Source organism: Lysinibacillus sp. FSL R7-0073 (genome assembly GCF_038009065.1).
Lineage (GTDB): Bacteria > Bacillota > Bacilli > Bacillales_A > Planococcaceae > Lysinibacillus > Lysinibacillus fusiformis.
Genome location: NZ_JBBPAS010000001.1, coordinates 2,988,896 through 3,001,765, shown reverse-complemented (window position 1 = coordinate 3,001,765; position 12,870 = coordinate 2,988,896). Strand labels below are relative to the sequence as shown.

The 12,870-nt window shown below is 37.1% G+C and carries 12 protein-coding genes; 9 read left to right on the top strand and 3 right to left on the bottom strand.

The features are described from left to right. The first annotated feature begins 218 nt into the window (after positions 1-218). From bioD to MKY88_RS14890, 5 genes are all read left to right on the top strand, one after another. Complete coding sequence (bioD, locus tag MKY88_RS14910; RefSeq protein ID WP_258269011.1) at positions 219-923, top strand: dethiobiotin synthase; 705 nt, start codon at positions 219-221, stop codon at positions 921-923. Beyond that, positions 904-2,280: an adenosylmethionine--8-amino-7-oxononanoate transaminase gene (gene bioA, locus MKY88_RS14905; RefSeq protein WP_340814836.1), complete on the top strand. Its 1,377-nt coding sequence runs from the start codon at positions 904-906 to the stop codon at positions 2,278-2,280. The genes bioD and bioA overlap by 20 nt, the downstream gene beginning before the upstream one ends. Next, positions 2,273-2,866, top strand: a complete 594-nt coding sequence (locus tag MKY88_RS14900) for a biotin transporter BioY (RefSeq protein WP_258269013.1) — start codon at positions 2,273-2,275, stop codon at positions 2,864-2,866. Before bioA ends, MKY88_RS14900 begins: the two co-directional genes overlap by 8 nt. Continuing rightward, positions 2,863-3,858 (top strand): biotin synthase BioB, encoded by a 996-nt coding sequence (gene bioB, locus MKY88_RS14895; protein WP_193832505.1) that lies wholly within the window; start codon positions 2,863-2,865, stop codon positions 3,856-3,858. The genes MKY88_RS14900 and bioB overlap by 4 nt, the downstream gene beginning before the upstream one ends. A gap of 389 nt (positions 3,859-4,247) precedes the next feature. Continuing rightward, positions 4,248-4,370, top strand: a complete 123-nt coding sequence (locus tag MKY88_RS14890) for a hypothetical protein (protein WP_008178200.1) — start codon at positions 4,248-4,250, stop codon at positions 4,368-4,370. A gap of 42 nt (positions 4,371-4,412) precedes the next feature. On the opposite strand, the gene MKY88_RS14885 is transcribed toward MKY88_RS14890, so the two are convergent. Next, positions 4,413-5,000 (bottom strand): LysE family transporter, encoded by a 588-nt coding sequence (locus tag MKY88_RS14885; RefSeq protein ID WP_328200383.1) that lies wholly within the window; start codon positions 4,998-5,000, stop codon positions 4,413-4,415. A gap of 110 nt (positions 5,001-5,110) precedes the next feature. Between MKY88_RS14885 and MKY88_RS14880 the strand changes: the two genes are divergently transcribed. Further along, complete coding sequence (locus MKY88_RS14880) at positions 5,111-5,665, top strand: helix-turn-helix domain-containing protein (protein ID WP_069481891.1); 555 nt, start codon at positions 5,111-5,113, stop codon at positions 5,663-5,665. Between the two features lie 44 nt (positions 5,666-5,709). Here MKY88_RS14880 and MKY88_RS14875 read toward each other — a convergent pair whose 3' ends face one another. Then, on the bottom strand, positions 5,710-6,873 hold the full coding sequence (locus tag MKY88_RS14875; protein WP_328200386.1) for an aminotransferase-like domain-containing protein: 1,164 nt from the start codon (positions 6,871-6,873) through the stop codon (positions 5,710-5,712). Positions 6,874-7,002: 129 nt separating this feature from the next. Here MKY88_RS14875 and MKY88_RS14870 point away from each other — a divergent pair, with 129 nt between their 5' ends. Beyond that, positions 7,003-8,400 (top strand): aminotransferase-like domain-containing protein, encoded by a 1,398-nt coding sequence (locus MKY88_RS14870; protein WP_340814039.1) that lies wholly within the window; start codon positions 7,003-7,005, stop codon positions 8,398-8,400. A 600-nt stretch (positions 8,401-9,000) separates the two neighbouring features. Here the strand turns inward: MKY88_RS14870 and MKY88_RS14865 are convergent. Continuing rightward, positions 9,001-9,546 (bottom strand): helix-turn-helix domain-containing protein, encoded by a 546-nt coding sequence (locus MKY88_RS14865; RefSeq protein ID WP_328200391.1) that lies wholly within the window; start codon positions 9,544-9,546, stop codon positions 9,001-9,003. Positions 9,547-9,696: 150 nt separating this feature from the next. Between MKY88_RS14865 and MKY88_RS14860 the strand changes: the two genes are divergently transcribed. Both MKY88_RS14860 and MKY88_RS14855 read left to right on the top strand, forming a co-directional pair. Further along, a complete protein-coding gene (locus MKY88_RS14860) occupies positions 9,697-11,076 on the top strand; it encodes a D-serine ammonia-lyase (RefSeq protein ID WP_419182556.1) in 1,380 nt (459 codons plus the stop codon). 302 nt (positions 11,077-11,378) lie between these two features. Beyond that, positions 11,379-12,869, top strand: coding sequence for a M81 family metallopeptidase (locus MKY88_RS14855; protein ID WP_328200393.1), 1,491 nt, complete (start codon positions 11,379-11,381; stop codon positions 12,867-12,869). Position 12,870 lies beyond the last annotated feature (1 nt).

Genomic DNA, 12,870 nt, shown 5'->3' with positions numbered 1-12,870 from the left:
CCTTTCATTTAAGAAGTATCTCCTACTTTATTTTATGAAAAAGCGTATTCAGTTAGTGCATTCCTTGAAAGGTCTAAATTTTCAAGAAGCTATGACAAGATTTTGCTATTTTTGTGCAAGTTTCTGAGAAATTAAAGAATAGGCATTTACAAAAAGAAATTAAATGTGTTAACTTTTAAATTGTATTAGGTTAACTTAAAAAGAGGGGGAGGTTAACAATGCAACATTTTTGGGTTGTCGGTACTGATACAGATGTTGGTAAAACGATTGTCACCACGCTGTTGATGTGTCAATTGCAAAGGCTGGGGCTGAACATTACTCCTTTCAAGCCTGTGCAAACAGGAGAGGTATACGACAATTTGCATAGCTATTATGCAGATACAGCTATGTATGAAAAGTATTCCTTGCAAGCATTAAATAAAGAGCATATGAATGGCTATTCGTTTAAGGAGGCCGCATCTCCTCATTTTGCTGCTCAACTGGAGGGACAGCAAATTGATGTAGAAAATCTTTTACAGCGTATGCAATTCTTACAAGAATCCTACGATGTCGTTATTGCCGAGGGAGCAGGGGGATTATTTGTGCCTTTAGATGTTCAACAAAGCAAAACACTGCTTGATGTCATTGTTAGCAGCAAATTGCCAGTAGTGCTCGTTACAAGGACATCACTTGGGACAATCAATCACACCTTGTTAACGATGGAGGCATTGCAATCACGCCAGATTGACGTTCTTGGCATTGTTTTTAATGGTGACACGGGCAGTATGATGGAACAGGACAATATAAATACGATTTTACAGTATCACCCTTTGCCCTATGCGGTTATTCCACGTCTTCAGGACATTTCACAGCTAGTGAATATTAACATTACACACACTACTTTATTTGAAAGGCTTTATGGCAATGGTACGAGAAATAACTGAATTACAAGCTAGAGATTTACAGCATATTTGGCATCCGTGCTCGCAAATGAAAGATTATGAAGCATTTCCACCAATCGTCATAAAAAAAGGACAAGGTGTGTGGCTTTATGATGAGCATGATAAACGCTATTTGGACGCTGTTTCCTCATGGTGGGTAAATTTATTTGGACATGCCAATCCGCGTATTAGTCGAGCCTTAAGTCTTCAAGCCTTTACATTGGAGCATACGATTTTTGCTAATTTTACACATGAACCGGCTATTCGATTAGCTGAAAAATTAGTCGCTTTAGCACCACCTGGTTTACATAAAGTATTTCTTGCGGATAACGGCTCTTCTGCCGTTGAAGTGGCATTGAAGATGAGCTTTCAATACCATATGCAAACTGGAAAACAAACAAAAACTAGGTTTCTAGCGTTTACAGATGCGTATCATGGTGAAACCGTTGGTGCATTATCTGTAGGAGGGGTAGGACTTTACAATAAAGTATTTGAGCCACTTTTATTGGATACTGTACGTGCCCAGGGGCCGGATTGTTTCCGTTGCCCGTTTCAGAAATTACCAGAAAGCTGTGACGCATCATGTAGTCAGTTTGTAGAAGAACAGCTCAAGATGCATCATGAGGAAATCACGGCTGTTATTATAGAACCACTTATTCAGGCAGCAGCAGGAATGAAAATGTATCCACCTATTTATTTAAAAAGGCTACGAGCATTATGCTCACAATATGATGTTCATTTAATTGCTGATGAAATTGCTGTTGGATTCAGTCGTACAGGGACAATGTTTGCCTGCGAGCAGGCGAGTATCTCACCTGATTTTATGTGTTTATCCAAAGGCATAACAGGCGGCTATTTACCATTATCTGCTGTCCTAACAAGTGATGAAGTTTATAACGCATTTTATGATGAATATGGGACAATGAAAGCATTTTTACATTCTCATAGCTATTCTGGCAATACATTGGCATGTCGTGTGGCGTTGGAAGTATTAACAATATTTGAAGAAGAGCAAATAATGGACATGATTCAACGCAAGGGGCAACAAATGCGAGAGCTAGCAATGGCAGCATTTGGTGATATGCCATATGTGGGTGAATACCGACAAGTTGGTTTAGTGGGGGCTATAGAACTTGTTGTAGACCGTCAGACGAAAGAGCCATTTGCTAGTGAAGAACGAATTGGTTACCAAATTTATCAACAAGCGTTAGTAAAAGGACTACTCATACGACCTCTTGGCAATATTGTATATTTTATGCCACCTTACATCATTTCAAATGAAGAAATGACTTTTATGATTAATACAACGAAAGAAACAATTGAACAATTTTTCAAAGATAGGGGGAATGAAGTTGATTAAACGTCATTCCACATTAGCGTTAGTCATGATTGCTATGTTCGCTGCCTTAACGGCGATAGGGGCTTTTATTAAAATTCCTTTACCGATTGTCCCATTTACTTTACAAATTGTTTTCGTCTTTTTAGCAGGTTGTTTACTAGGTAGCCGCAACGGGCTTTATAGTCAGCTTGTTTATATCGGTGTTGGATTAGTAGGGCTACCTGTTTTTACTCAGGGCGGAGGGATCACTTATGTATTACAGCCCACATTTGGCTATCTTATTGGCTTTGCTCTTGCCGCGTATGTAATTGGAATGATCGTAGAGAGAATTGAGAAGCCAACGAAAAAGCATTTTATTGGGGCCACCATTTTGGGGCTTTTCATTGTATATGCTGTAGCTGTTCCGTATTTATATATAGCTTTAAACTTCTGGTTAGATATGAAAACAAGCTGGTCACATGTTTTTGTTGTTGGCTTTGTAAGCAGTATCATTGCTGACTTTGGCTTAGCTATTACAGCCGGCTTATTAGCAGAGAAATTGTATAAAGTATTTCAGTCAGCTAGAAGAGTAAGTATTTCTCAAGGGGAAGGGGAGACGATGATATGAATTTTTTACAGGTAGCACAGGAAGTAATTGGTGGCAAAATCATTAGCAATGAGGAGGCACTCGCTATTTTAAATAGTAAGGATGATGAGCTATTACAACTGATGGACGGTGCCTTTGCTATTCGTCGGCATTATTATGGTAAAAAAGTAAAACTGAATATGATTATGAATGCTAAAAGCGGGTACTGCCCAGAGGATTGTGGCTATTGTTCTCAATCCTCTAAATCAACAGCGCCTATTGAAAAATATCCTTTTATTACGAAAGAGGAAATCTTAGCTGGTGCGAAACGAGCATTTGATAATAAGATTGGAACGTATTGCATTGTAGCAAGTGGTCGTGGACCGACACGGAAGGATGTCAATGTCGTAAGTGAGGCAGTTGCTGAAATTAAAGAAAAATATGGCTTGAAGGTTTGTGCCTGCCTTGGCTTGCTAAAAGAAGAACAGGCACAGCAATTAAAGGAGGCTGGGGTGGATCGCTATAACCATAATTTGAACACCTCTGAGCGTCACCATTCCTTCATTACGACTTCACATACGTATGAGGATCGTGTCAATACGGTAGAGATCGTTAAAAAACATGGTATCTCCCCTTGTTCGGGCGCCATTATTGGGATGAAGGAAACTAGGGAGGATGTCGTCAATATTGCGCGTGCCCTCCATCATTTAGATGCAGATTCTATTCCTGTTAACTTTTTAAATGCGATTGATGGCACAAAGCTGGAAGGGACAAAGGACTTAAATCCACGCTATTGTTTAAAGGTTTTAGCATTATTCCGTTACATCAATCCAACAAAGGAAATTCGAATTTCTGGTGGACGTGAAATCAATCTCGGCTCTCTACAGCCACTGGGCCTCTATGCGGCGAATAGTATATTCGTTGGGGATTATTTAACAACTGCTGGTCAGGAAGCAAATAGTGATTATCGTATGTTGGAGGATTTAGGCTTTGAGATTGAATTAACACAAAAGCAAGAAGCAGCATTTTGTTAGGGTTTTAGAAATGAAATCTACTACTACAGAAAACCGTACATTCGTACGGTTTTTTGCTTAAGTATGGATAGAGTTGTAATGAGGATGGATAAATAGAAAGAAGCTACGGATAAAAGCCGAAATGCAATGGATATAGAGCGAAAAGTGACGGATAATCCTAACATTCCAAACCGGTTATATACCTAAAAAATAAAGAAATTCACAAATTGTTCAATGTAAGCGGTTTGAAATTGAACAGTTTGTGAAGACCTTCACATAAAGCTTTCTTTTTCAAAAATTCAGCGTAAAATAAGAATCAAGTAAGGAATTGTTGTAAAACAGTTGACGAATAGTCTCACAAGTTTTAGTAATTGTTATAGTACAAAAAATAAGAGAAGGGAGCTTTTTACATGTGGGTTATTACAGTATTTGATAAAAAGGATGTTCGAATTTTTGAGTATGCAAACAAAAATGAGGCAACAGAAGCTTTGGCGAAATTCAAAAAAAATGCGGTTTTAACATATACAAAATAAAAGTTCTTTTACTACAGCCCTCGACAGTTGAGGGCTGTTTTTTTAATGAACAACAATTGAAAAGGCGCTATACACAAGTAATAAAGCCATGATGATATTAAATAATTGTCGATGCTGTTGCAATACTTTTTGAAAAACGGACCCACATAATGCCCAACTAAATGTACTAATGATCCCAACGAAGCCTAAAAAGATTGCGAAAAGTAGATAGCTTATATAGGAAGAATTATAAGGAAGGATGTAAGTGGCAACAACGGTAATCCCAAATAGTATTCCTTTTGGATTGATAAATTGTAAGAAAGTTCCTACAAAAAATAAGTTCCGTTTTTCTTCTACCTCATTGCTTTCCTCCTGCTCTTTGCTTGTTACAATCTTAAAGGCTAAGTATAGCATATAGCAGACACCAAAAATGGTTAAGGGCAATTTAATGATCGGTAAAATATTTAGCATGACTATGTTGAAAAAGCTGCTTAGAGCAATAATGATAAAAAAACCAATCCCTACACCTAAACAGAAGGGCAAAGTTTTTGATAAGCCAAGCTGTTTAGCAAATACCATCGCCATAAAGTTGTTAGGGCCAGGAGTGAAGCTTGTAATCGTGATAAAAACTAAAAAGGAAAATACAGGCAAGGATCATCACCACTTTCAATTTGTATGTTATAATGTCCGAAACAGACATTATAACGTTGGTTGTTTTATTGTACACTATGTGCGTTATATTGTATATAAGGGGATTAAATATGGATGATATTCAACTGATTTTTGCTCGAAATTTAAAGGCTATTCGTGAGAGAGAGAAATTAAGCCTAGAGAAGGTATCGCAATTAAGTGGCGTAAGTAAAGCCATGATCGGACAAATTGAAAGAGGGGAATCGAGCCCCACATTAACTACTATTTGGAAAATAGCTAATGGGTTAAAAGTTTCTTTCACAGAGCTTATTCATCAACCGCAGGCAGAGACAGAGCTCATCTTAGGCAAGGACATTCATGCATTAGAGGAAGATAACGGGAAATATATCGTCTATCCTCATTTTCCTTTTCAAAAGGATAGCCGCTTTGAAATTTATAGTATCGAGATAAAGGAAAATGGGACATTACACGCTGAGGCGCATAGAGAAGAAACGGAGGAATATCTAACTGTTTTTGATGGGGAATTAATTATTCGAATACAAGATAAGGACTATCGATTAGCAAGCGGTGATGCAATCCGTTTTAAAGCTGATCGCCCCCACACATATATCAACCCCGGGGAGACTTTAACACGTCTCAGCATGACCATATACTATCCACATTAATAAACCGTATAAACGCCTTCAAAGCGTTTATACGGTTTCATTTTTTACAGTATACTTGCTAAACGTTTGATACCCTCGCGGATTACTTCAGGTGTTGCATTTGTATAGTTTAATCGCATTGTATTCACGTTTGTTTTGGATGTATAGAATGGATCACCAGGCACGAAGGCAACCTTTTGTTCCATCGCTTTATGGAATACATCAAGGGCTGGCGTACCATCTTTCATTGTCGCCCAAATGAACATGCCTCCCTCTGGTCGTGTGTACTCGACATGTGCAGGGAAAAACTCTTGCATCGCATCCAGCATCGCTTCTGATTGATTTTTATATAGGCTAATTATTTTATTAACATGCTCCGTATAATCATTACTTGCTAAATAATCATAGATAACATATTGTGAGAAAATATTAGTATGAAGATCAGATGCTTGCTTAGCTGTTTCGATATGCTGTAAAAGCTCTTTGTTTTTAGTAATGATAAACCCAAGGCGCATGCCGGGTGTGACCGTTTTAGAGAAAGAACCTAGTAAAATACTATTTTCTAATTTACCAGCGCCGATATAAGGAAGAGGCTCGCCTTGGAAACGTAGCTCCCCATAAGGATCATCCTCAATTAAAGCAACATCGTATTTGGCAACCAATTCGTATATTTGCTCACGCTTTTCTTTCGAGTATGTTAGACCCGTTGGATTTTGGAAGTTTGGAACTGTGTAAATAAATTTTATATTTGGTTGTTGTAGAGCTTGCTCTAATTCTTCCAGATTAAGACCATCGTTTTCTAGTGTTACCCCATGGAAGGTTGGTTCAGCTAATGTAAAGGCTTGAATAGCTCCTAAATAACCAGGCTCTTCGATAATGATGCCATCGCCTTTATTAATAAGCACTTTACCAATTAATTCAAGTGCTTGCTGTGAACCTGTTGTAATAAAGACGTCTTCAGCATGGATATCAAGTCCGTGTAAACGTTGATATTTCGCTGCAATGTACTCACGTAATGGTGCGTAACCTTGTGTTGAAGAATACTGAAAAAGGCGGCTACCGTTTTTTGTAATAGCTTGATCTACTGATGCTCTTAACGCATCAATTGGGAAAGAAATTGGGTTTGGAAGCCCACCAGCAAAGGAAATGACATCCTCTGCATCGGTCACTTTCAAAATATTTCGAATAAATGAGGATGGAGTATTTAAGATTCTTTCAGAATATTGCATAATGATCGGTCCTTTTTTTCTGATTTTTTAAAAATTATATCATTGTCATCGGTTGCATACAATATTATCATTGTATGCAAGACAATTAAACTATTGTATGCAAATTAATAGAAAGAAGGCGCTTTGCGAATGCCTATTAATTCATTTGATGCGTATCCTATGAGTTGGAAGCCAGATATTAGTAGTAGCACGGCTCCATTATATATAGCCATTGCACAACAGCTAGAGGAAGACATTAAAGAAGGAAAGCTAACGCCAGGAACAAAATTGCCACCACAACGCGAATTAGCTGATTTTTTAGATGTGAATTTAAGCACGATTACACGTGCATTTAAGCTTTGTGGACAAAAGGGATTAATATATGCCTCTATTGGTAGTGGCACATTTGTTTCAACGGATGCAGCTAGCAATAAAATTTTATTACCAACAAACCGTACGACACCGATCATTGAAATGGGCTCCGTACTACCAGACAACTTTGTCAATGAGGACATTACTCGCTATATGAAAAAAATGGTAAACGAACCTAGCTTTCATAAACTATTTCAATATGGACGACCTGAGGGTAATACGTGGCAAAATGAGGCCGTGCTAAAGCTCTTCGAATTGGTGAATTTTCAAACAGGTCAGCCCATTTTACTTGGAGCGGGCGGACAAAATGCCATTGTCGGAACACTTGCGGCATTATTCCAGCCAGGGGATCGAATTGGGACAGATCCCATTACTTACGCTGGGATGAAAACTGCGGCAAATATGCTAGGTATACAGCTTGTCGCTATTCAACAATGCCAGGGTGAAATGACAAAAGAAGGACTGTTGTATGCTTGTAAAAATGAACATATTAAAGGCATCTATGTCATCCCTGATTTTCATAATCCAACTACACATACGATGTCGGTAGAAACAAGAAAAATGATCGCAGAAGTAGCTAGACAGAAAAATTTGATTGTTATTGAGGATGCAATTTATAGCTTCCTTAAGGAAAAACCATACGCTCCAATTGCTTCCTATGCACCTGATAAAGTGATCTATATTGCTAGTCTGTCGAAAACGATCTCACCAGGATTACGACTATCTTTTATCGTCACACCTCCTGCACTTCGAAAGAAAATAATGGAGACTCTCTATAATATCAATATATCAGTCTCTCCAATTATGCTAGAGCTTGCAGCAAGATTGATACATGAAGGGGTAGCGCAAACGATATTGGAAAAACATCGAGCATATGCAAAACAGCAAAATGCACTTGTTAATCATTACTTAGCAGAGTATGAAATTCTTGGTGATGAGGAATGTATTTTCAGATGGCTCCTATTGCCAGACAAATTCACAGGCGTACAATTTGAATTGCTGGCCTCGAAAGCCGGTGTACAGGTCTATGCTGCGGAACGCTTTGCGGTCGGCAATGCAAAGCCAGTGAATGCTGTGCGTATGGCTATAGCAGCTCCAGAGTATCAGCTGGAGCAAGCATTAATAATCTTAAAGGATATTCTCGAAAGTAATGGTGACTATGTATTTGTTGATTAACAGTCTGTAAGTCATAGGAAGAGGTGCAAAGATCTTAATGAAGAGTGCGTGATTCTTAGATGGGCAAGTCTATTGCAATTGTAGGAAACTAAAATTTTGTAAGAGCGCTAGCCATTACTATCCATGAAGAAAAAAATAAAAGTCCGTAGACAAACTCTTAAAATATTAAGTTTGTCTACGGACTCGTTTATGTACTTACAGCCAAACTTTAAAATCTAGCCTATAATAATATTCATGAGTTGTCATGTCCCCTGTAAAAGTGTTTACTTTCCCAGTAAACGTAAACCCATAAGATGTATATAATTTTTTCGCTATATTCATACATAAAGAAACTTATTCAAACCTCATCATTATAAAAGGACATAGGATGCATATTTGAAGAATACACAGATTCCGCTAAAGATACAGCATTACTACATATAAATTCTTCATACAATGTAAGTTGCCATTTTTATTACTTGTTAACTCACAAACCTCCAAATAATTTCTTTAGTGATTTCTCTAATTGAAATTACCATGCTAACTCCTTCTATATTAAAATTTGTTTAGTTGAGACAAAAATATATTTTGTCAGTATTCATACATATCTCTTTTAATGTTTTAAAAAATAGGAGGAGTAACAGAAAATAATACAACTGCCACTGTATTAGAATTATTTTCCCATTTATGCTTCAAATTTGCGGGTATTTTCACACTATCACCAACTTCTAAACGATATTCTTCCTCACCCAAATAAATTTTTATGCTTCCTTCCATAATAACTGCTATTTCCTCGCCTCTATGATCCAAAAGTTTCTCTGAAGAAGAGGTATTGGGTGGAACGGTCATAATGGCTGATGCCAAATTACCTGTAAAATCGGGTGATAATAACTCATAGGACAAGTTATCTATAATCATTTTCTTGCGTTTATTGGATCTCACTACTAAAGCCTCAGTATTTGTTTCTTCCAAAAAAAAGCTAAATGTTGGAACATCTAAAGTTTTTGCTAAGACTTTTAATGTTTGAATGGATGGATTCGCTAGACCGCGTTCAATTTGGCTTAACATGGAAGGGGTAATGCCAGCTAAAGCTGCTAATTCTCTATTGGTCAAATCCTTCATTTTTCTATATTTCTCAACTTTCTTTCCAATATCAATATTCTCCATTTTGAATCTCCTTATCGTATGAATTAAAAATGATTTAATCTTATTAAATTATATTTAATAGAAACAACAAGTGTGTTAAACTTTATTAAATATTATTTAATTATATTTTATTGCATGACCTACTACAAGAAAAATGGGAGGATCAGCTAGATGATGAAAAAAGATTTGCAAATATGGAAGGAACAATATCCTTTATTCGACAAGCTTACATTAATGGAGGAAGTATTTTGGATAAATCCGAATATGGAGATATTCCAATCAGGAATTGAAAAATCCTCTCTGAACGAAGCGGATGTTAAGGATGCGGAGAAAAGGTTGGTACGCTTCGCACCATATATCGCGAAGGTTTTCCCTGAAACAGAAGGAACAGCGGGAATTATTGAATCTCCTCTAGTGGATGTTCCTGCCATGAAGCAATCATTACAGAATACTTTCCAGCAGCCGATTTTAGGTGATTTATTACTGAAATGCGATAGTCATCTTCCTATATCTGGATCTATAAAAGCTAGAGGGGGAATTTATGAAATTCTCAAACATGCAGAGGATTTGGCTATTCAGCATAATTTATTAACGGTCGATGATGATTATTCAATTTTGGCTAGTGAGAAGTTCCGAACTTTCTTCTCACAATATTCTATTGCAGTAGGCTCAACTGGAAATCTAGGGCTGAGTATCGGTATTATAAGCTCAAAATTAGGTTTTAATGTGAGTGTTCACATGTCAGCAGATGCCAAGCAATGGAAAAAGGACTTGCTAAGAAATAGTCATGTCACTGTTATTGAATATGAAGCTGATTATAGTAAAGCAGTGGAAGAAGGTCGAATTCAAGCAGAAAAGGACCCAACATGTTATTTTGTGGATGATGAAAATTCACATGATTTATTTTTAGGATATGCAGTAGCTGCGTCACGCTTAAAAAAACAATTAGATGATTTGAATATCACTATAGATAAACACCATCCTTTAATGGTTTACCTTCCCTGCGGCGTAGGTGGCGGTCCAGGAGGGATTGCTTTTGGCTTGAAGTTATTATTTGAAGATAATGTTCACTGTTTCTTTGCTGAACCTACTCACTCTCCAAGTATGCTACTAGGTTTAATGACAGGACTGCATGATCAGGTTTCTGTGCAAGATATTGGTATTGATAATGTAACAGAGGCAGATGGACTTGCTGTAGGAAGACCCTCTGGATTTGTTGGTAAGACAATAGAACCTTTTTTAAGTGGTAATTTTACTGTCAGCGATGAACAATTGTATAAGTTACTTAAGGAGCTTGTCGATAATGAAGATATTCATTTAGAACCATCAGCACTAGCTGGTATGTTAGGACCAATAAAATTATTTAAAGAGGGCGCTGATTATTTAAGCAAGCTTCATTTAACAGAACAAGTAATGAGTAACAGTACACATATTATTTGGGGAACTGGGGGGAGTATGGTTCCTGAAGATATCATGAATCAATATTATCAAAAAGGTTTGAAGTTGGCGCTAGAAAACAAAATTGATGGACCAGACATAGTTTCTCGATAAAAAAGTGCTGGGCCTTTTCTATACAAATAAGCAATTTTTTTGCAACTGAACATGGCGATCGCTATGTCCAGTTGCTTTTTTAGATTTATCGGGACAAGAGTCGGTAGATTGTTGTCCTGTTTTGATGATAGCGCTGGCTGAACAGGTACATGTATCAATAAAAAATAAATTCTGAAATTTTAGAAAAAATAAATAACTGTATTGACAACTTTGCCCAAAATCAATATGATTAAAAAATAAAACATTTACTTTATTTTTGTTTTATTTTAAAGTAAATACTTCAAAAAAGGGTGGGTAAAATAATGAAAATCTTGATAGGCGAAATTGCACATGAGACAAACACGTTTGCTAATGAGAAAACAACTGTTGAATCGTTTAAGGAATGGGAATGGATTCATGGCGACGAGATCTTACAGAAACATCGTAAAGTAAGAGATTACTTAGGTGGAATGATGGAGCGAGCTGAAGAAACAGGAGTAGAAATAATTCCTTTATTTTCAGCATTTGCCATGCCTTCTGGAGTTATAACAAAAGAAACCTACAACGTGCTTCTTCAGGAGTTAACGAATTCAATTAAAGCTGTGAAAGAGTATGATGCCATTTGTCTTGCACTTCATGGTGCTGGTGTCGCGGAAGACGTTGATGATCTTGAAGGCGGTATATTATCGGCTATTAGAGAAGTTGTCGGGTATAAAATTCCTGTTGTCGTCACGCTAGACCTACACGGAAATATAACGGATCAGATGGTTCAAGAAGCAGATGTCCTATTGGGCGTTAATTTTTACCCACATGTTGATTGTTTTGAAAGAGGAATCGAGGCAATCGATATTACCCGAAAAATTCTTTCAGGTGAGCTTCAACCAAAAATGAGCCTAAAAAAACTCCCACTTATGATTCCTACATCTACTACAAATTTACCACCAGCAAAAAATATCAATGAACTGTGCTGGGCACATGAAGTAAATGAAAAAATTATTGATTGCACATTCTTTCATGGCTTTCCTTACACGAATATACCTGAAGTTGGAGTTTCGGTGGTGACCGTCACTAATAATGACCAGAAGCTTGCAGATCAAACTGCAGAAGAAATCGCTTTGGAGATTTGGAATACAAAAGAGATGTTCTTTCCAGACATTATTAATCCAGATGAAGGAATTAAAAGAGCACTAAAAATAGAAGGAAAGCCAATTGTCATTAACGAAACTTCAGACAATCCTGGAGGGGGTACGCCAGGTGATGGTACTCATTTACTTTCAGCCATGATAAACGCAGATCTTAAAAATGCTTGTTTCAGTTTTATTTATGACCCTGAAGTAGTGAATATTGCTCATAACAGTGGGGTAGGAGCTTCAATAGATGTATTACTTGGCGGCAAAACAGATGATTTACATGGAAAACCGCTCAAGGTAACTGCTTATGTTAAAACTCTAGCAGATGGCCGATTTATCCAGTCTTCTCTGATGGGAAAAGGTGCAAAAGTAGATTATGGTAAGTCTGCGAGGTTAGTAGTTGGTGACATTGATATTGTTGTTTGTTCTAAAAGGTCCCAAACACTGGATGAACAAATCTTTTTATTACACGGGATTGATATTAAGTCCTACAAAATTGTTGCTTTAAAATCAAGTCAGCATTTCCGTGCCGGATTTGAACCCTTAGCCCATACAATCATTACGGTTGACTCACCTGGTTTATCAAGTTTCAATCTGTTTTCTTTTGAACATACAAGACTTGCAAAAGAAGTTTACCCTTTTAAAAAAGATGTTGAATTTTTACAGAAAGATAAAGTTAAGTAAA

What these genes read in the sequence shown, in the direction of transcription:
- MKY88_RS14860 (WP_419182556.1), top strand. Translation starts at nt 9,697, where the DNA reads ATGATGAAAAAAGATTTGCAAATATGGAAGGAACAATATCCTTTATTC.
- MKY88_RS14875 (WP_328200386.1), bottom strand. Translation starts at nt 6,873, where the DNA reads ATGCAATATTCTGAAAGAATCTTAAATACTCCATCCTCATTTATTCGA.
- bioB (WP_193832505.1), top strand. Translation starts at nt 2,863, where the DNA reads ATGAATTTTTTACAGGTAGCACAGGAAGTAATTGGTGGCAAAATCATT.
- bioA (WP_340814836.1), top strand. Translation starts at nt 904, where the DNA reads ATGGTACGAGAAATAACTGAATTACAAGCTAGAGATTTACAGCATATT.
- bioD (WP_258269011.1), top strand. Translation starts at nt 219, where the DNA reads ATGCAACATTTTTGGGTTGTCGGTACTGATACAGATGTTGGTAAAACG.
- MKY88_RS14865 (WP_328200391.1), bottom strand. Translation starts at nt 9,546, where the DNA reads ATGGAGAATATTGATATTGGAAAGAAAGTTGAGAAATATAGAAAAATG.
- MKY88_RS14880 (WP_069481891.1), top strand. Translation starts at nt 5,111, where the DNA reads ATGGATGATATTCAACTGATTTTTGCTCGAAATTTAAAGGCTATTCGT.
- MKY88_RS14870 (WP_340814039.1), top strand. Translation starts at nt 7,003, where the DNA reads ATGCCTATTAATTCATTTGATGCGTATCCTATGAGTTGGAAGCCAGAT.
- MKY88_RS14855 (WP_328200393.1), top strand. Translation starts at nt 11,379, where the DNA reads ATGAAAATCTTGATAGGCGAAATTGCACATGAGACAAACACGTTTGCT.
- MKY88_RS14890 (WP_008178200.1), top strand. Translation starts at nt 4,248, where the DNA reads ATGTGGGTTATTACAGTATTTGATAAAAAGGATGTTCGAATTTTTGAG.